The 19,081-nt window shown below is 67.3% G+C and carries 12 protein-coding genes; 7 read left to right on the forward strand and 5 right to left on the reverse strand.

Annotated elements, in window-relative coordinates:
- Positions 1–26: 26 nt before the first annotated feature.
- Both ACMAUO_RS03730 and hemC read right to left on the reverse strand, forming a co-directional pair.
- Entirely contained in the window at positions 27–689 is a 663-nt protein-coding gene (locus ACMAUO_RS03730; protein WP_420355638.1) for a uroporphyrinogen-III synthase, read from the reverse strand.
- 79 nt (positions 690–768) lie between these two features.
- Positions 769–1,881, reverse strand: coding sequence for a hydroxymethylbilane synthase (hemC, locus tag ACMAUO_RS03735; RefSeq protein WP_420355639.1), 1,113 nt, complete (start codon positions 1,879–1,881; stop codon positions 769–771).
- 77 nt (positions 1,882–1,958) lie between these two features.
- Between hemC and tsaD the strand changes: the two genes are divergently transcribed.
- Genes tsaD through ACMAUO_RS03750 form a run of 3 tightly spaced genes read left to right on the forward strand, consistent with a single transcriptional unit; the run spans position 1,959 to position 4,853 of the window.
- Positions 1,959–3,065: a tRNA (adenosine(37)-N6)-threonylcarbamoyltransferase complex transferase subunit TsaD gene (tsaD, locus tag ACMAUO_RS03740; protein WP_420355640.1), complete on the forward strand. Its 1,107-nt coding sequence runs from the start codon at positions 1,959–1,961 to the stop codon at positions 3,063–3,065.
- A complete protein-coding gene (locus tag ACMAUO_RS03745; RefSeq protein WP_420355641.1) occupies positions 3,062–3,889 on the forward strand; it encodes a 23S rRNA (adenine(2030)-N(6))-methyltransferase RlmJ in 828 nt (275 codons plus the stop codon). The genes tsaD and ACMAUO_RS03745 overlap by 4 nt, the downstream gene beginning before the upstream one ends.
- A 4-nt stretch (positions 3,890–3,893) precedes the next feature.
- Positions 3,894–4,853: an NAD(P)H-dependent glycerol-3-phosphate dehydrogenase gene (locus ACMAUO_RS03750; RefSeq protein WP_420355642.1), complete on the forward strand. Its 960-nt coding sequence runs from the start codon at positions 3,894–3,896 to the stop codon at positions 4,851–4,853.
- Between the two features lie 71 nt (positions 4,854–4,924).
- Here ACMAUO_RS03750 and ACMAUO_RS03755 read toward each other — a convergent pair whose 3' ends face one another.
- From ACMAUO_RS03755 to ACMAUO_RS03765, 3 genes are all read right to left on the reverse strand, one after another.
- Positions 4,925–6,313, reverse strand: a complete 1,389-nt coding sequence (locus ACMAUO_RS03755; RefSeq protein ID WP_420355643.1) for a M20/M25/M40 family metallo-hydrolase — start codon at positions 6,311–6,313, stop codon at positions 4,925–4,927.
- Between the two features lie 354 nt (positions 6,314–6,667).
- On the reverse strand, positions 6,668–9,088 hold the full coding sequence (locus ACMAUO_RS03760) for a membrane-bound PQQ-dependent dehydrogenase, glucose/quinate/shikimate family (RefSeq protein ID WP_420355644.1): 2,421 nt from the start codon (positions 9,086–9,088) through the stop codon (positions 6,668–6,670).
- Positions 9,089–9,773: 685 nt separating this feature from the next.
- Positions 9,774–11,015: a NupC/NupG family nucleoside CNT transporter gene (locus tag ACMAUO_RS03765; protein ID WP_420355645.1), complete on the reverse strand. Its 1,242-nt coding sequence runs from the start codon at positions 11,013–11,015 to the stop codon at positions 9,774–9,776.
- 184 nt (positions 11,016–11,199) lie between these two features.
- Here ACMAUO_RS03765 and ACMAUO_RS03770 point away from each other — a divergent pair, with 184 nt between their 5' ends.
- From ACMAUO_RS03770 to ACMAUO_RS03785, 4 genes are all read left to right on the forward strand, one after another.
- Positions 11,200–11,685 (forward strand): glutathione peroxidase, encoded by a 486-nt coding sequence (locus tag ACMAUO_RS03770; protein WP_420355646.1) that lies wholly within the window; start codon positions 11,200–11,202, stop codon positions 11,683–11,685.
- 108 nt (positions 11,686–11,793) lie between these two features.
- A complete protein-coding gene (murJ, locus tag ACMAUO_RS03775; RefSeq protein ID WP_420355647.1) occupies positions 11,794–13,362 on the forward strand; it encodes a murein biosynthesis integral membrane protein MurJ in 1,569 nt (522 codons plus the stop codon).
- Positions 13,363–13,450: 88 nt separating this feature from the next.
- Positions 13,451–16,105, forward strand: coding sequence for a DNA mismatch repair protein MutS (gene mutS / locus ACMAUO_RS03780; protein WP_420355648.1), 2,655 nt, complete (start codon positions 13,451–13,453; stop codon positions 16,103–16,105).
- Positions 16,106–16,164: 59 nt separating this feature from the next.
- A complete protein-coding gene (locus tag ACMAUO_RS03785) occupies positions 16,165–19,062 on the forward strand; it encodes a [protein-PII] uridylyltransferase (RefSeq protein ID WP_420355649.1) in 2,898 nt (965 codons plus the stop codon).
- Positions 19,063–19,081 lie beyond the last annotated feature (19 nt).

Below are 19,081 nucleotides of genomic sequence, written 5' to 3' on the forward strand. Positions count from 1 at the left end.
GCCGCCCGACAGGCGGCCGGGCCCGACTACCGGGCGGCCACCCCCAGCAGATCGAGCATCGCAGCCTGATCGGGCGTGGCCGCCCGCACGATTTCCCGCCAGGGCGCCGAGGCAAGCATTTCGGCCGCCTTGTCGGAAATCGCGATAGCCCGCGCATCGCGCAACATATCCCGCACATCGCGCGGCAGATGCCGCAGGAACTGGCGCGCCGTCTCGGCCGAGAAGAACAGCGCCGCCGCCACCCCATCCCCCCCGATCAGCGCCCGCAGATCCTCCGGGGGCGGCATCCCAGGCCGGATGCGATAGACGCACCGCCGCACGACCCTGAAACCGCCGCGCCGCAACGCTTCCGCCAGATCCAACCCATATCCGGGCGCCGTCGCCAGCAGCAGCACGCCATCGGCAGGGCGCCATTCCGCCCGCACCAGATCGGCCAGCGCATCGGCCGTGCCGTCCGCCGCCGTCACATGCGCGAAACCGGCCGCGCGCGCACGCCGCGCCGTCGCGGCACCGACCGCCAGAATCGGCATATCCGCCGGCACCCGCCCCGCCAGCGCGGTCACCGCCTGCCCGCTCGTCACGAGAATCGCCTGCACGCCGCGCACCGGCAGCGGCCCATGCACCATCGGCTCGGCCCGCAGCGCCGGCAGGGCCACCGCATGCCAGCCCAGCGCCGTCACGGCCGTCATGGTTTCACTCAGCCCCGGCTCAGGCCGGGTCACCAGCACCGCCGGTCTTACCCCGCCCGATGGCGGCGCGTCCGTCCGGTCAGGGCGCAAAAATATCCGCGGGGCTGTCGGCCCGCAGGCTGCGGCCCAGTTCGCGCCCCATCCGCTCGGCATCGGCCGGCGCGCCGGTCACGACACGTCGCAGCAGGAAGGACCCATCCTCCCGCGCCACCAGCCCGGTCAGGCGCAGCATCGGCCCACCCGCCTGCGCATCGTCGATCAGGCGGGCATAGCCGCCGATCGGCGTGCGGCACGATCCATCCAGTTCCGCCAGCAGCGCGCGTTCGGCGGTGGACACCGCCCGCGCCTCGTAATCCTCGATCGCCGACAGCAATTCGCGCAGTTCGATATCGCTCTCGCGCACCGTCACGCCCACGATCCCCTGGCCCGCCGCCGGCACCATGATCTCGGGGTCGAGAATGATATCCGCCCGGTCGCCCATGCCCAGCCGCCGCAGCCCGGCCAACGCCAGCAGGGTGGCCTCGCACTGCCCCGCCGCCAGCTTGTCCAGCCGCGTCTGCACATTGCCGCGCAGCAGGCCGAAGCGCAGGTCGGGCCGCTCATGCAGCATCTGCGCCTGCCGCCGTACCGAGGCACAGCCGACCAAGGCCCCCTGCGGCAGACTGTCGAAGGGCGCCGCCGGATCGACCTGGTCCGGCTGCACGGCCCCCGGCCGCAGGATCAGCACATCGCGCGCATCCTCGCGCCGCAGGGTGCAGGCCAGCACCAGGCCGGGCGGCAGCGTGGTCTCCAGATCCTTCAGGCTATGGACCGCGAAATCGATCCGCCCGTCCGACAGCGCGTCATGAATTTCCTTGGCGAACAATCCCTTGCCGCCAATTTCCGCCAGCCGGCGGTTCTGGACCTGATCGCCGGTGGTGTTGATCTGGTGCTCCTGAAACGCCCCCATGTCGCGCAGCACGGGGCAGAAGCGCGTCAGCATCGTCAGGAAGGCCCGCGTCTGCACCAGCGCCAGCGGCGACGCCCGCGTGCCGACACGCAGCGGCAACTGCCGCCGATGCGGCAGGGCGGGGCGCAGCACACCCTGCCTCTGGCGCGCGGCGGCTTCGGCCGCGATCTTTTGCAATGCCGAAGCCTGAGCCGAAATCTGGGCGCCGGAGCGGTCGGAGCTGGAGGACGGAGCGAAAACCATCCGCTGTCTCTATTACCGCGACGCGACGAAGGAAAGATGACATAACGCCCGGCGGAACCCTATTTTATGCAATGATCATGTCTTCCTCCTCCCCAGACGCCCCGGCACCGATCCAGGCGCCGATCCTGGCCATCGAATCGTCCTGCGACGACACCGCCTGCGCCATCCTGGCCCCCGACGGCACGATCCTGGCCGAAACCGTGCTCTCGCAGTCCGGCCATATCCCCTTCGGCGGCGTGGTGCCGGAAATCGCGGCCCGCGCGCATCTGGCGGCCCTGCCCGGCCTGGTGCGCCAGACGCTCGACGCCGCAGGCCTGCCCGCCGAGGCCCTGGCCGCCATCGCCGCCAGCACCGGCCCGGGCCTGATCGGCGGACTGATCGTGGGCGCGGGCGTCGGCAAGGGGCTGGCGGTGGCGCTGGGCCGCCCCTTCATCGCGGTGAACCATATCGAGGCCCACGCCCTTACCGCGCGCCTGCCCGGCCTGGTGCCCGGCGGCGCCCGATTCCCCTACCTGCTGCTGCTGGTCTCCGGCGGCCACTGCCAGTGCATCGCCGTCGAGGGCGTGGGCCGCTATCGCAAGCTGGGCGGCACGATCGACGACGCCGCCGGCGAGGCGTTCGACAAGGTGGCCAAAATGCTCGGCCTCGGCTGGCCGGGCGGCCCGGCGGTCGAGGCCCTGGCGCGCGAGGGCGATCCCACCCCCTGGCCGCTCCCCCGCCCGCTGCACGGCCGGCCCGGATGCGATTTCTCGTTCTCCGGCCTCAAGACCGCCGTGGCGCAGAAACTGGCGCCCTACGCCATGGACGCCCTGCCCCGCCCGGTCGCCGCCGGCATCGCCGCCAGCTTCCAGAACGCGGTGGCGGATATCGTGGGCGACCGCGTGGCGAACGCGCTGGACATGATGCCCGACGCCACCCTGCTGGTCGCGGCCGGCGGCGTCGCGGCCAACGGCGCCCTGCGCACCCGCCTCGATGCACTCGCCCAGACACGCGGCCTGCCCTTCGCCGCCCCACCGCTGCGCCTGTGTACCGACAACGCCGTCATGGTCGGCTGGGCAGCCATCGAGACCATGCGCGCCCGCCACGCCCTCGGCCTGCCGCCGCTGGACGACCTGGACCTTCTCCCCCGCCCCCGCTGGCCGCTGGAGCAGATGGCGGCACGCCTGGACGCCACCGCCGCATGAATTACCGCCACGCCTTCCACGCCGGCAATTTCGCCGACTGCATGAAGCACGCGCTGCTGGTGCTGCTGCTCCAGGCGCTGGCCCGCAAGCCGGCGGCCTTTTCGGTGCTGGACACCCACGCCGGCATCGGCCGCTACGACCTGGGCGGCACGCAGGCCACGCGCACCATGGAATGGCAGGGCGGGATCGGCCGCCTGCTGGACCACCCGCCGGCCGACCTCCCCCCCGCCTATCTCGATCTGGTCCGCCGGGCCGGCGCACCGGACATCTATCCCGGCTCCCCCCTGATCACGGCGATGATGCTGCGCCCGCAGGACCGGCTGGTCTGCTGCGAACTGCACCCCGAAGACAGCCACGCCCTGCGCAGCCTGTTCGCCAATAACAGCCAGGTCTCGGTCCACGCCCGCGACGGCTACGCCGCCCTGACAGCGCTTCTCCCCCCGCGCGAAGCAAAGCGCGGACTGGTCCTGATCGACCCCCCCTTCGAGCAGCCCGACGAATTCGCCCGCCTCGCCGAAGGGCTGAAGACGGCGCACCGGCGTTTCGCCACCGGCATCCTGGCGGGCTGGTATCCGATCAAGCACCGCGCGCCCGTTCGCGCCTTCCTCGATTCGCTGCGCGATTCGGGGATTCGCGACATCGTGGCGCTGGAACTCACCCTGCGCCCGCCGCTCGACCCCACGCGCCTCAACGGCTGCGGGCTGGTGGTGATCAATCCCCCCTTCGGCTTCGTCGAAGCCGCCCTTCCCGCCCTGCGCGCCCTGACCCATCTCTCCCCCGACGGCACGGGAGAGGCCACCGTCACGCGCATCGTGGAGGAATAGGCCCATGGCCGCACGCATCGCCGTCATCGGCGCCGGCGCCTGGGGAATCGCCCTGGCCACCCAGGCCGCGCGCGCCGGCGCACAGGTCCATCTCTGGGCCCGAAACCCCGAAACCCTGACCGACGCCCGCACCCTGCCCCGCCTGCCGCAGATCGTCCTGCCCGAGACCATCACCGTCACCGGCAAGATGCCCACCCGGGCCGACGCCGTGCTGCTGGCCGTCCCGATGCAGCATCTGCGTGCCGTGCTGGCACAGATGCCCCCCGCCGGCCCGATGATCGCCTGCTGCAAGGGCGTGGAGCGCGACACGCTGGCCCTGCCGTTGCAGATCATCGCGGACCGCCACCCCGACCTGCCGCGCGCGGTTCTCTCCGGCCCCAATTTCGCGCATGAAGTCGCCCAGGGCCTGCCCACCGCCGCCGTGCTGGCCTGCGCCGACCTCTCTCTGGCCCGCACCCTGGCCGACCACCTGACCACCGCGACCTTCCGCCTCTATGCCAGCGACGACGCCATCGGCGTGCAGGTCGGCGGCGCGGCCAAGAACGTCATCGCCATCGCCGCCGGCGCCACCATCGGCGCGGGCCTGGGCGAAAACGCCCGCGCCTCGCTGATGACGCGCGGCCTGGCCGAACTCGGCCGGCTGGCGCTGGGGCTGGGCGGCCGCGCCTCCACCCTGTCAGGCCTGGCAGGCGTCGGCGACCTCATTCTCACCTGCACCGGCCCGTCATCACGCAATTTCAGCCTCGGCCTGGCGCTGGGAAGGGGCGAATCGCTGGCCGCGATCCTGGGCAGCCGCACCACCGTCGCCGAAGGCGTCGCCACCGCCCCCGCCATCCTCACTCTCGCCCGCGCCCATGGCATCACGGTCCCGGTCATCGAAACCGTGTCCCTCCTCCTGGCCGGCGACATCGACCTGCCCGAAGCCCGCGACCGCCTCCTCAGTCGCCCCGTCGGCATCGAATAGATGCTTCCGATGGATCGCCACGTCCCAGACCGACCAGCCGCATAGACGCGACCGGCCCGAACCGAGCAGCCCTACCGGGACAGATCCGTCACCATCGCCGCCATGATATCGAGCGCCGGCCCCACGCTCGCCACAGGCGTCCGCTCGTTCAACCCATGCATGAACGAGTCCGAATTCCTGATGAACAGCGGGCTCACGGCATAGCTCGGGACCCCATGCGACCGGAACCACATGCTGTCGCTGGCACCCGATCCCAGCGACGGAAAAACGGCCACGCGCGGATAGACCCCATGCACGGCATGCTCGATGGCACCGACAACATCGGCCCGCATGGGCGAAGCCGGCGTCTCGACCGATCCTTCGGTCACATCCGTGATCGTCATGGCCGGATCGGCCGCCGTCTGCTTCAATTCGTCCAGAATCTCCGCGCGCGGATGGCCGGGAAAGATCCGGCAATTCACATTGGCCGTCACCCGCTGCGGCAGCGCGTTGATGGCATGGCCGCCATTGATTTCGGTCACCACGCAGGTGGTGCCGATCCGCCCGACGAAGGACGGATCGGCCGACAGGGTCTCGATCGCCGCCTCATTCGTCGGCTCGGCCGCAAAGGCCCGCATCGCAGCCGCAATCGGCGCCGCCTCCCACTGCGCCGCACCAAGGAAATACCCCCGGCTCAGATCGTTGATCTCGGGCCGAAAGCGATAATGCTGGATGCGCAGCAGATCTTCCGCCATCTCGTCGATCGCGTTCAGCGGGCGCGGTTCGGAGGAATGGCCACCGGGATTGGTCACGACCAGCCGATAATCGGCATAGGTCTTCTCACCCCCCTCCCAGGCGAAATAATCGGGCTTGCCGGTCTTCTCGTCGATGACCCCGTTCGCCCCATCCACATTCAGCACCAGTTCTGCACCGGCCAGCTTCTCCGCGATGATGGCCCCCGTCGCCATCGCCGTTTCCTCGTCGCCGGAAAATTCGATGATGATGTCGCGCCGGGGCCTGTATCCCGCGCGCTTCAACCCGATCAGCGTCTCGATCGCGATCGCATCATCCAGCTTCATGTCCGTGGCGCCGCGCCCCAGCAGAAAGCCCTTCTCGATTTTCGCCGTGAAAGGGTCATGCGTCCAATCCTCGGCCTTGGCTTCGACGACATCCATATGCCCCGAAATCACCAGCGGCTTGAGCGACGGATCGCTCCCCGGCCACCGCGCAATCAGATAAGCCGTGTCCTTATAAGGCGTGATCGTAATATCCGAGGCGGAAAACCCACCCGCGACCAGCGCATCCCGAAACAGTTGCGCCACCTGCGGCGTCTGGTTGCCCGGCCCGGCAACCGACCGCAACCCGATCGCCTTTTCCGCCAGCGCCAGCGACGCGTCCACCGCATGCCGGTCGCCAGCCGGCGCAGCCCAGGCATGCCCTGCCACACCGAAGGCAAGGGCAATGGCGACGAACGCATGCACGTCGGCTGTCCACCGGAGACGCCCATCACTGCCCTCAGGGCGGAATATATTGCGCAGAGACAATGGAATCGGCTCCAAAAATTATCAGAAAGACATAATTTTATAACAGGATCGTTCCGAGTGGAAAGCCGCATATCGGCAATAGCCGGTCAACCCTGGCAGCATATGGTCCCCGCACCTTTCCAGACCAACAGATTGGAAATAAATGATATTCCAGAAATTCTCCCCTTACCGGGCTCCAGTCAGAGACGCCGGATACCCAGCACAAAAAAAGGCCGACATTTCTGTCGGCCTTCTTCAAACAATGCCGGAATATCAGGGTTTCAAAAATGAAAATCCTGACATTGCGACGGCTTAATGGGCTTGCGAAGCCTGCTCGCCATCAAGCGTATAGGCAAGAATATAGTCGCCCGTGCGTGTGCCCAGGCCCGCGTGGCCGCCGGCGGCGATGACCACGTACTGCTTGCCATTGATCATGTAAGACATCGGGTTTGCCTGGCCGCCCGCCGGCAGGCGTGCTCTCCAGACGACCTTGCCGGTACTTTCATCAACAGCACGCAGGTAATCGTCCGCAGTCGCACCCAGGAAGACAAGTCCCCCGCCGGTCACCATGGTGCCACCAATATTGAACATACCGGTCGGCAGCGGCAGGTTGTTGCGGGTCCCAAACGGGCCGGTGTCCCGCGTTGTGCCGATCGGGTGCTGCCAGACAATTTTCCGGCTGACGAGATCGATGGCCGTCAGGGTTCCCCACGGCGGCGCATCGCAGGGCACCTTGAGCGGGTTCAGCCAGGGATGGACGTAACCGACATACGGCGTACCGTATTGCGGACCATAAACACCGCCCTTCACATGCGGCTCGTTTCCGCTGCCATCCCATGGCGGCACCATCCCCGCCTTCTCGACAGGCCCGCGCGGCGCCATCCGCAGCATGAAGGGGATATAGTTGGCGGTGGAAATCACCAGTCTGTTCACCGGATCGACCGATGCGCCATTCCAGTCCACGACACCGTCAAACGCAGGGTAGACGATGGTCTCCTTCAGTTGCGGCGGCGTAAACTGCCCCTGATAGGCAGCCTGGCGGAACTCGATGCGGCACAGCATCTGGTCGATCGGCGTGGCACCCCACAGATGCTGTTCCGTCAGGTCCTTCGGCGCGACCGAAGGCAGGCCGACCGAATAAGGCTGCGTCGGCGTCGTCCAGTCGCCCGGGACCGCTCCCTGAGGTGTCTTCTTCTCCTCGACATCCGCCACCGGCTGGCCGGTCTCGCGGTTCAGCATGAAGAATTCGCCGCGCTTGGTCGTCTGCACCAGCGCCGGAATGGTTGTCCCATTGGGGCCGGGCAGATCGATCAGGGACGGACCAACCGGCACATCCATATCCCAGACGTCATGATGAACGGTCTGGAAATGCCAGCGCAGTTCACCTGTTCTGGCATCCAGTGCCACAATCGAACTACTGAACTTGTCATCGAAGGGGCGCCGATGCCCACCGAAATAATCAGGCGGCGCATTGCCGGTCGGCAGGTAGACGAGTCCAAGCTTGGGGTCGGCGGTATAAACCCCCCAGGCATTCGGCGTATCCCGGCTCAATTCGTCGTTGGGCCCAGGTGTCCAGGTCTGCGGATCATGTCCCACATCCCACGCCCAGACGATCTTGCCGGTAATCGGATCGAACGCACGCACCGCCCCCGAAGGCTCGAACGTCGCCTGGTTGTCGAATATCCAGCCACCGGTAATGACGCGGTCGCTTATGATCATCGGCGGCGATGTGACGAAATGGAATCCAGCGGGAACATGGCCAAGATACTGCGTCAATGAAATAAATCCGTGCTCGCCGAAATCGTCGCACGGTTCGCCCGTTTTGGCATTCAGCGCCATCATGCGCGCATCGAGAACCGGCGCGATGATACGCTCGGGACACTGGGCACTGGCCCCTTCGGGAGCCTTGTAATAGGCCACGCCACGGCAGGCGAGATAGACGTCCGGGCCGGTTTCGGCTTTGGGGTCATATTTCCATTTGATCTTGCCGGTTGCCGCATCAATGGCTTCCACCCAGCTATGTCCGGTGCAGACATACAGGGTATCATCCACCTTGATCGGCGTGTTTTCAAAGTTGAACTCATGCCCGCCGTCGGTTCCCCCCTGATCCTCGCCCGGGCGCATGGTATCGCCGGTATGCATGCTCCAGGCCAGTTTCAGGTTCCTGACGTTGCCGGCATTGATCTGCTTCAGTGGCGAGAAACGATCCTGCCCCTGCGTGCGCCCATAATACTGCCAGTCCTGATCGGGAACCGATGCGTCGGACCCACCCGTTTCGTTCGCTGCGAGTTGCGCTTTGCCCGAGATGCCGGCGGGCTGCAATGCAGCGGTCACCAGGGTCAGGAATGTTACCGCCGTCACGCCCGCCACCGACATCGTTGCGGCACGGGAGACCGGCAGCAGCCTGCTCCTGAACCACGGCAGAAGGACAAGACCACCCAGAACCAGAAACGCAACCAGACGCGGTTCCAATTCCCAAAAAGACAAATGAACTTCGGCAAGCGACCAGATCAGGGTGCCCAATATGGTCAGCGCCACGATCCACAATGCAAGACTGCGCCGCATCCAGCCCAGGATCGCACTCGCAGCCAGTGCAATACCGGTAATGAAATAGTATGCGCTTCCTCCCAGAAAAATAAGCTCAACCCCTCCTGCCATAAGGATCAAGCCAACAACAAATATCACGGAACTTAATAATATCGGCCTTGAATTGGCCCTTATATCGTCTGACATTTTTCCTCCAGCATGAACAATTTCCTTCTTGTTGAAAGAAGAATTTTACTACTTATTCTTATTAAATTATTTTGTTACTTTTTTTTAAAAACAACACATTGTATCTATTTACATTATCCGTCGATTCGATATCAAAAAATACCGGAAAGGTGGATCGTTCAATTCTATTGCGATCAACTCGTGTCCGGATGAGCATGTACAATCACTGGTCACGCCTCCAGCCGCATGGGAAGATTCAAAACTGAATTTTCCAGAAAAGTAGAAAAATAAATAATTCTACTTTCTTCAATCAAGAATCTTCAGAGCATCCACGTATGATGCCCCGTTTATTACGGCCCTTGCCCTTTAACGAAAAAAGACCAGTTCCGCCCATCAACCCTCTGTGAATATCATTCCTGTGATAATATTCGCTGGAATTACGATATATTTTTTAAATCATCACATGTTCATCGGATGCGTGCCGGGCTACCTGCGACGACGGGTCCGATTACATCGTCAGAGCCGGTTTGGAAGCGCTCATCAGACCGCCGCCAGCGTGCGTTTTGAAACACCTGGCGATGCTGGCACGGGTCTGGAGAAGGATTACGAACGTTACACTGCAACGCTCGCAAGTCTCCATGCCGCCACTGTCGGATGTCTCATGCCCGGAAATGCCGCTTTACCCGTTCGGGGTCAACAACACCCGTTAACCGACGAACATGCCGGCAATCGTGGCGCTGGCAAAGTTCGACAGCGACCCGGCAAACACCGCCCGCAGCCCCATGCTGGCCACCTCCCCCCGCCGCTCGGGGGCAACACTGCCGAAGCCGGCAATCAGGATGCCGACCGACGACAAATTGGCGAACCCGCAAAGCGCGAACGAGGCGATCGCCAGCGCGCGCGGATCGAGCGTCGCGTCATGAAAATGCGGCCCCAGCGCGACATAGGCCACGAATTCATTGAACACGAGCTTCTGCCCCATGATCGCACCGACCACGCCGCTCTCATGCCAGGGCACCCCGATCAGCCACGCCAGCGGCGCGAAGATCACGCCGAAGATCGTCTCCAGCGACAGATTGCTCACCCCGAACCAGCCCCCCAGCCCATGGATCAACCCATTGGCCAGCGCGATCAGCCCGATAAAGGCAATCAGCATTCCCCCCACGGCAACCGCCACGCCGACACCGCTGGCGGTGCCGATGGCGATGGCCTCGAAGACATTGACCGGATGCTCATGGCCGAATTCCAGGTCGAGGCCCGAAACCCGCGTCGGCGTGCGTGACGGCATCAGGATCTTGGCAAACAGCAGTCCCCCCGGAATCGCCATCACCGACGCCGCCAGCAGATAATCCATCGGCACGCCCAGCCCCGCATACCCCACCAGCACCGAGCCCGCGACCGAGGCCGTGCCGCTGCACATGACGGCGAACAGTTCCTCGCGCGTCAGCAGCGGCACATACGGCCGCAGCGCCACCGGCATCTCGCTCTGGCCGAGAAAGATCGTCGTGACGGCGGAAAAGGATTCGATCATCGACGTGCCCAGCGCCCGCCGCAGCAGCCCGCCCAGCAGCCGCGCCAGGCGCTGCATGATGCGGTAATAATACAGGATCGCGATCAGCGCCGAGATATAGGCGATCTGCGGCAGGATCCGCAGCGCGAAGATAAAGCCCCCACCCGGAAACAGCGTGTCCATGCGCGGCCCGACCAGCGGGCCGAACAGGAAGGCGCTGCCCTGCGCGCCATAGCCCAGCACGGTATCGACGGCGCCCGAGAGCGCATGCAGCGCCGCCCGCCCCGGCGGCACGAACAGGATCAGCCCGCCCAGCGCCACCTGCATCGCCACGGCGGCCAATACGATCCGGGGGCGGATGCCCCGCCGATCCGCCGAAAACGCCACCGCCAGCGCAATCAGGCAGGCCAGCCCGAGAATTCCATGCAGGACCGCCATTCCACCCTACCAATCCAAAACCGTAACGAATCACACCGTAACGACCCAAACCGTAACGACACTGTGCTCTGCGCGATGTGCTGTCCAGAGTGGCGGATGGCGCCGCCCCTGCCTACTCGTGCGGCAACGGAAACTGCTTTAGGCTCCCGCACCGTATAAAGACGACAACAGATCGAATCGGCTCATGACGACCGCGTACGACTTTACCCTGCCGGCCCTGGAAGGCGGCACGATCGACCTCGGCGCCCTGCGCGGCAAGCCGGTGCTGATCGTCAACACCGCGTCGCAATGCGGCTTCACGCCCCAGTTCGAGGGGCTGCAGGCATTGTGGTCGTTCTATCGCGGCAGCGGCCTGACGGTCATCGGCGTGCCGTCGAACGATTTCGGCAACCAGGAACCCGGCTCTCCCGAGCAGATCGCCACCTTCTGCGCCCGCAATTACAGCATGACCTTCCCCATGGCCACGCGCAGCCATGTCCGGGGTCCCGAGGCGATTCCCCTGTTCCGCTGGCTGGGGCAGGAAGGCGGCGTGCTGTCCCGCCCGCGCTGGAATTTCTACAAATACCTGATCGGCCGCGACGGCACGCTGGCCAACTGGTTCGTCAGCCTCACCTCGCCCGAATCGCGGCGCATGCGCCTGGCCATCGAACGCGCCATCCTGGATCACTAATCCCGCTCCCGCCGCGCGAATCACGCTGGGCCGAAATCGCGGGGTCGTGCAGTATGCGCGCGGGAAATGCCCGCCCATCCTGCGCGCGGCCAAGGCAGGAGGTCCCGTTTGCTCAAGGGTTTTCTTACCGTCGGTGGCTGGACGATGCTCAGCCGCGTGCTGGGCCTGGTGCGTGACCAGTTGCTGGCGGCCTTCCTGGGGGCCGGCCCGGTCCAGGATGCCTACCAGATCGCCTTCCGCCTGCCGAACATGTTCCGCCAGCTTTTCGGCGAAGGCGCGCTGAACACGGCCTTCGTGCCGATCTTCTCCGCCATGCTCACCACCGACGGCACCGAAAAGGCCCGCCGCTTCGCCAGCGAGACCTTCAGCGTGCTGCTGACCTGGCTGATGATGATCGCGGTGCTGGGCGAGATCTTCATGCCGCAGGTCGTCAGCGTCATCGCCGCCGGCTTCCCCATGGATGGCGAGCGCTACCACATCGCGGTCACGCTCAGCCGCATCACCTTCCCCTACCTGGTGCTGATCTGCGCGGCGGCGCTGGTGTCGGGCGTGCTCAACGGCCTGCACCGGTTCGGCGTCGCGGCGGCGGCCTACGTCTCCTTCAACGTCGTCGGCATCGCCGCCATCCTCCTGCTTCCGCCGCTCACCGGCGATGTCGGGCAGGCCGCCGCCTGGGGCGTCACCCTGTCGGGCGTCGTCCAGCTCGGCCTGCTGCTGCTGGCGGTACACAGGGCCGGCTTCCGCCTCATGCTGCTGCCGCCCCGCCTCACCGCCCGCATCCATACCCTGCTCCGGCGGATGGCGATCGGCTGCCTGGGCAGCGGCGTCAGCCAGATCAACCTGCTGGTCGATACCATGATCGCCTCCTACCTCCCGGCCGGCAGCGTCTCGTTCATCTATTTCGCCGACCGCATCAACCAGTTGCCGCTGGGCGTGCTGGGGGCGGCGGCCGGCACCACCCTGCTGCCGGTCCTCAGTCGCCACGTCGCGGCCGAGGACCATGACGGCGCGCACGGCGCACAGAACCGCGCGATCGACTATGCCATGGTCCTCACCCTGCCCGCCGCGCTGGGCATGATCGTACTGGCCCACCCCATCATCGCCACCCTGTTCCAGCACGGCGCCTTCACCGAGCGCGACGCCATGCTGTCGGCCCAGTCGCTGCGCGCCTTCGCCATCGGCCTGCCCGCCTTCGTGCTGATCAAGGTGCTGGCCCCCGGCTTCTTCGCCCGGGGCGATACCGCCACCCCGGTGCGGATCGGCCTGTTCACCCTCACCCTGAATTTCACCCTCAACCTGCTGCTGATGCACCCGCTGCTCCATGCCGGCCCGCCGCTGGCCAGCAGCCTGGCCGCCATCGTCAATGTCGGGATCCTCGGCTTCCTGCTGCGCCGCCGCGCCCTGCTGCGGATCTTCCCGGCCACGCTCTCGCGGGTCGCCCGGATGCTGCTCGCGGCACTCGGCATGGCGGCAACGCTGCTGATGCTCAACCTGACGGCCCTGGGCCCCCTGGCCGTCCGCCACGGCCCCCTCCGCATCCTGGCGCTGATGGTCCTGGTCACGGCCGGCATGCTGGCCTACGGCATCGGGCTGCAAGTGCTGGGCGTCATGGAACTCCGCGCCGCCGTCGCCATGCTGCGCGGCCGCCTGGCCCGCCGGCGCGGGCGCACGGCATGAAGCCGGAGCGGAAACGGCGGCCGGCGCGGGCCTCCGCCGCGCATTTCCCCGCTAGCCCATCGACCCCCGCCCCTGTACACAGGCCCGCATGACGCTCCCTTCCCCGGACGGCGCCACCCCGGCCATGGCGCAATGGTTTTCCCTGAAAGCCGAACATCCCGAAGCCCTGCTGTTCTTCCGCATGGGCGATTTCTACGAAATGTTCTTCTCCGACGCCGAAGCCGCGTCCGGCGCGCTGGACATCTCGCTGACCACGCGCGGCACGCACGGCGACATGCCGATCCCGATGTGCGGCGTGCCGGTGGCGGCAGCCTCGGCCTACCTGGCCCGGCTGATCCGCCGGGGCTTCCGCGTCGCGGTCGCCGAACAGACCGAACCACCCCGCAAGCCCGGCAAGGGCGTCGCCAAGGGCCCGCTGGCCCGCGCCGTGGTGCGCCTGGTCACCCCCGGCACCCTGACCGAGGACGAGCTTCTGGAAGCCGGCCGGCAGAACCTGCTGGTGGCGGTCGCGGCCGGCGCCGGCCGCGCCCCGGCCAGCCGTGGCTGGGGCGTCGCGTGGATCGACATCTCGACCGGCGCGTTCGAAACCGCCTCCCTCCCGCCCGACGGGCTGATGGACCTGCTGGGCCGGCTGGACCCGGCCGAGATCCTCGCCGCCGGTGGCATCGAACTGGGCGATTTCGACGCAAGACGCGCGCCGGAGGCCACCCCCCCGGCCGCCGCCACCGCCCGCCGCCGGGTGGCCGAGACCTTCGAGGTCGCCAGCCTCGACGCCTTCGGCACGTTCTCCGACGAAGAGGCCGTCGCCGCCGCGATGGCGCTCGATTACGTCCGCCGCAGCCAGGCCGGCCAGATGCCGCGCCTGGCCCACCCCCACGCCCATGAAAATGGCGGCATCCTGGGGCTGGATCCCGCCACCCGCACCAGCCTGGACCTGCTGCGCACCCGCGACGGCACCACCGAACATACGCTACTGGCCAGCGTCAGCCGCACCGTCACCGCACCGGGCAGCCGCCTGCTGGCGGAATGGATCGCCGCCCCCCTCACCCGTTGCGCACCGATCGCCGCCCGCCAGGACGGCTGGTCGTGGCTGATCGAGGAAGGCGGCGTGCGCACCGCCCTGCGCCAGGGCCTGCGCGGCACGCCCGACATCGCCCGCGCCCTGGCCCGGCTCTCCCTGGGCAGGGGCCTGCCGCGCGACGCGGCGGCCGTGCGCGACGGCCTCTCCATCGCCCGGCGCATCGCGGCCGCCCTGGCCGACGGCCGCGCGGCCCCACCCGCCCCGATCGCCGAGGCCATGGGTCATCTGGGCGGCGCCACCGCGCTGGAAGACCTGCTGAAACGCGCCCTGGCCGACTCCCTGCCCGCGCGGGTCGAGGATGGCGGCGTCGTCGCCCCCGGCTTCGATCCCGAACTGGACGCCGAACGCGGCCTGCGCGACGACAGCCGCCGCATCATCGCCGGCCTGCAGAACGACTATGCGCAAGCATTCGGCGTCGCCAGCCTCAAGATCCGCCACCACGCGCAGCTCGGCTACGTCATCGAAATCCCCAGCGCTGCCGCCGCCCGCGTGCGCGACCGCACGGACCTGATCCTGCGTCAGGGCACCGCCAGCGCCGCCCGCTTCTCGACCGACGAACTGATCAGCCTCGACCGCCGCATCGCCGAGGCCGGCGACCGCGCCAGCGCCCGCGAACGCGGCATCTTCGCCACCCTGGTGCGCGACATCCTGGCCGAACCGGCGGTCCCGGCCATCGCCCACGCGCTGGCGGTGCTGGACGTGCTGCAATCCTGCGCCGATCTCGCCGCCGGCGGCCTGTGGTGCCGCCCCGAGGTCACCGACGACGCCGCCTTCACCCTCACCGCCTGCCGCCACCCGGTGGTCGAGGCCGCACTCCCCCGCAGCGAGCGATTCACCCCCAACGACTGCGTGCTGGAACCCGCCCAGCGCGTCATGCTGCTAACCGGCCCCAACATGGCCGGCAAATCGACCTTCCTGCGCCAGAACGCCCTGGCCGTGATCCTGGCCCAGGCCGGCCTGCCGGTCCCGGCCAAGGCGGCGCGGATCGGCATCGTCGACCGCCTGTTCTCGCGCGTCGGCGCGTCGGACGACCTGGCACGCGGCCGCTCGACCTTCATGGTCGAAATGACCGAGACGGCGGCGATCCTCAACCTGGCCGGCCCGCGCTCGCTGGTGGTGGTCGACGAAATCGGCCGGGGCACGGCCACGCTGGATGGTCTCGCCATCGCCTGGGCGGTGCTGGAAGCCATGCATTCCACGTTGCGGTGCCGCTCGATTTTCGCAACGCACTTCCATGAGCTGGCCGAGCTGGCCGAAAGCCTCCCCCGCCTCTCCCCCCACACCATGAGCGTGCGCGAATGGAAGGGCCAGGTGGTGTTCCAGCACGAGGTCGTTCCGGGGTCGGCCCGCCGGAGCTGGGGCGTGCATGTGGCCCGGCTGGCAGGCGTGCCGGAGCCCGTCGTCCGCCGCGCGGCAAGGCTTCTGACCGGCCTGGAAAAGGAACGCGCGGTCGGCGCCCGCCCCCTGCCGCTCTTCGCCTCCACCGACGCGCCGCCCCCCCCCGAGCCGACCGATCCGGCCGACCCCGGCATGCCCGAAGCCGTGCGCCAGATGCTCGAACAGCTCGATCCGGATGCCTTGACGCCGCGCGGCGCGCTGGACATGGTCTATGCGCTCAAGAAACTGATGCTTGAAGAATCGCGACATCTGGACCACGGATAGAATGTCAGGCCGGGCGGACGTCCGGCCGTAAACATTTTCAGGAAACCGATTACGCCGCGATGCCGACTCTGTCTTCTCCTTCCCTGTCCGTCAGGGACCTGACCCGAAGCCTCGCGGCCTCCCTCCTGTCACCGGAAACGGGGGATGCCGTCCCGCGCGAGGTGGCGATCGGCCTGTTCCGCCGGCATCTGGCCCGCTTCCAGGCGTCGGTGCGCGAGGAGTTCGAGGCCCATCGCCTCCACGGCGCCTCCGCCGCCAAGCAACTGGCGCAATACACCGACGGCATGATCCGCACCCTGGTCGATTTCACCATGGAGCACGCGCTGGATTTCGCGCCCGATACCGGGCGGCCGATCCTCGCGGTGGCGGCGACCGGCGGCTACGGGCGCGGCATGCTGGCCCCCTTCAGCGATATCGACCTGCTGTTCCTCACACCGGACGAGCCCTCGGCCGATGTCAGCCGCGTCGTCGAATATATCCTGTATTTCCTCTGGGACCTGGGGCTGAAGGTCGGCCACGCCACCCGCTCGATCCCCCAATGCATCGCCGAGGCCGAGGCCGACACCACCGTCCGCACCACCCTGCTCGACGCCCGCCTGCTGGCCGGTGACGACGCATTGTTCGCGATGTTCGAGGCCCGCTATATCGTCGCCTGCGTCGAGGCCGGGGCCGCCCGCTTCATCACCGACAAGCGCCGCGAACGCACGGCCCGCCACCACCGCTTCGGCGACAGCCCCTACCTGGTGGAACCCAACGTCAAGGAAGGGCGCGGCGGCCTGCGCGACCTGCAAACCCTGTACTGGATGTGCCGCTACACCTTCGGCACCCGCCATGTGTCGGACCTGCTGGCCCCCGGCTTCAGCAGCCTGGGCCTGCTGACCGAGCAGGAAGCCAAGCGCGCCCGCCGCTCATGGAACTTCCTGTGGAGCGTGCGGCTGCACCTGCACTACATCTCGGGCCGCGCCGAGGAACGGCTGACCTTCGACGTCCAGCCCGTGGTCGGCGCCCGCATGGGCTACACCCGCCACGGCCGCCAGGTCGGGGTGGAGCGCTTCATGCGCCATTATTTCCTGACGGTGCGCGAGGTCATGCGCCTCACCCATGTGCTGGAACCGGCGGTGATGCGCCAGGCGCTGGGCCCGACCGCCAACGCGCCCCAGGCCGACACCGCGATGCGCGACGCCGGCTTCACGGTACTGGACGGCCAGATCCTGCCCGAACGCGGCACCTCCTTCGATGCCGAGCCGATCCAGATGATGCGCCTGCTGGAATGGGCCCGCACGCGCAAGCTGCCCATCCATCCCATGGCCATGCACAAGCTGATCCGCTGGGAGCGCCGGGCCGCCAGCCTGCGCGGCAATCCCGAAGCGGCGCGGATCTTCCTCGACCTGCTGTGCGGCGCCCCGCCCGAACGCGCCCCCCGCCTCCCCGCCGCCACGGCAGACGCCACGCCGCGCGAGGAAGCCCCCAGCTTCCACGCCACCGCCGAGGACCGGCGCCAGGGCAACGCCTACTGGCTGCACATCCTGAACGAGACCGGCATCATGGGCCGGCTGATGCCCGACTGGTCGCGCATCGTCGGCCAGATGCAGTTCGACACCTACCACGTCTTCACGGTCGACGAGCACACGATCGAGGCCATCCGCATCTTCGGCCGGATCGAACACGGCGCGATGGCCGACGAGATCCCGCTGGCCTACGACCTGGCCCGCAATCTCCAGTCCCGCCGCGCGCTGTACATGGCTATCCTGCTGCACGACATCGCCAAGGGCCGCGGCGGCGACCATTCCGAGCTGGGGTCGGAGATCGCGCTGGAAGTCTGCCCCGAAATGGGCCTGACCGGCGAGGAGACCGAGACCGTCTCGTGGCTGGTGCTGCACCACCTGCTGCTCAGCCAGACCGCCTTCCAGCGCGATATCGACGACCCGAAGACCATCCTGGACCTCGCGGACACCATCCAGTCGCCCGAACGGCTGCGCCTGCTGCTGCTGCTCACCATCGTGGACATGCGCGCCGTCAGCCCGCGCGTCTGGAACGCCTGGAAGGCCACCCTGCTGCACGAGCTGTACATGCGCGTGGCCGAGGTGCTGGAAGGCGGCCTGGCCACCACCGAGCGCGACGTGCGCGTGGCCCGCGCCAAGGAAGCCGTCGGCGAGATCCTGGAGGAAGACGGCTTCTCTGCCGAGGAGACCGAGCAGTTCCTCGGCATGGGCTATGGCAGCTACTGGCTGTCCTTCGACCAGGACACCCACGCCCGCCACGCGCTGCTGATCCGCGAATCCGAACGCCGCGAGTCTCCGCTGACGGTCGAAACCCAGCCCCTGCCGACACGCGGCGTCACCGAAGTCACCATCTACACCGCCGACCATCCCGGCCTGTTCTCGCGCATCGCGGGCGCCCTCGCCATCGCCGGCGCCTCGATCGTCGATGCGCGCATCCACACCCTGATCAACGGCATGGCGCTGGACACGTTCTGGATCCAGGACGCCAGCGGCGAAGCGTTCGAGGAACCGCACCAGCTCGCCCGCCTCTCCACATTGGTCGAACAGACCCTGTCCGGCCGGACGGACATCGCGCGCGAGATCGGCGGCATCGGCCGCATGCGATACGGGCGGCGCATGCGCGCCATTCACGTGCCGCCGCGCGTGGTCATCGATAACCGCGCCTCGAACAGCTACACGGTCATCGAGGTCAACGGCCGCGACCGCCCCGGCCTGCTGCATGACGTCACCCAGGCGATCAGCGACCACAAATTGCAGATCGCCTCGGCCCACATCACCACCTACGGCGTGCGCGCGGTCGATGTCTTCTACGTCAAGGACCTGTTCGGCCTGAAGATCACCGACGAACGCCGCCTGACGGAAATCCGCGAGGCCCTGATCCAGGGCCTGCGCCAGGCCGAGGAAGCCGCCACCAGCGACGCCGAGGTTCCCCCCGTCGAAACCCTGTCCATCTGACGGCGTCCGTGCGCGTGAC

The organism is Gluconacetobacter brunescens (assembly GCF_048695475.1).
Lineage (GTDB): Bacteria > Pseudomonadota > Alphaproteobacteria > Acetobacterales > Acetobacteraceae > Gluconacetobacter.

What these genes read in the sequence shown, in the direction of transcription:
- ACMAUO_RS03730 (WP_420355638.1), bottom strand. Translation starts at nt 689, where the DNA reads ATGACGGCCGTGACGGCGCTGGGCTGGCATGCGGTGGCCCTGCCGGCG.
- hemC (WP_420355639.1), bottom strand. Translation starts at nt 1,881, where the DNA reads ATGGTTTTCGCTCCGTCCTCCAGCTCCGACCGCTCCGGCGCCCAGATT.
- tsaD (WP_420355640.1), top strand. Translation starts at nt 1,959, where the DNA reads ATGTCTTCCTCCTCCCCAGACGCCCCGGCACCGATCCAGGCGCCGATC.
- ACMAUO_RS03745 (WP_420355641.1), top strand. Translation starts at nt 3,062, where the DNA reads ATGAATTACCGCCACGCCTTCCACGCCGGCAATTTCGCCGACTGCATG.
- ACMAUO_RS03750 (WP_420355642.1), top strand. Translation starts at nt 3,894, where the DNA reads ATGGCCGCACGCATCGCCGTCATCGGCGCCGGCGCCTGGGGAATCGCC.
- ACMAUO_RS03760 (WP_420355644.1), bottom strand. Translation starts at nt 9,088, where the DNA reads ATGTCAGACGATATAAGGGCCAATTCAAGGCCGATATTATTAAGTTCC.
- ACMAUO_RS03765 (WP_420355645.1), bottom strand. Translation starts at nt 11,015, where the DNA reads ATGGCGGTCCTGCATGGAATTCTCGGGCTGGCCTGCCTGATTGCGCTG.
- ACMAUO_RS03770 (WP_420355646.1), top strand. Translation starts at nt 11,200, where the DNA reads ATGACGACCGCGTACGACTTTACCCTGCCGGCCCTGGAAGGCGGCACG.
- mutS (WP_420355648.1), top strand. Translation starts at nt 13,451, where the DNA reads ATGACGCTCCCTTCCCCGGACGGCGCCACCCCGGCCATGGCGCAATGG.
- ACMAUO_RS03785 (WP_420355649.1), top strand. Translation starts at nt 16,165, where the DNA reads ATGCCGACTCTGTCTTCTCCTTCCCTGTCCGTCAGGGACCTGACCCGA.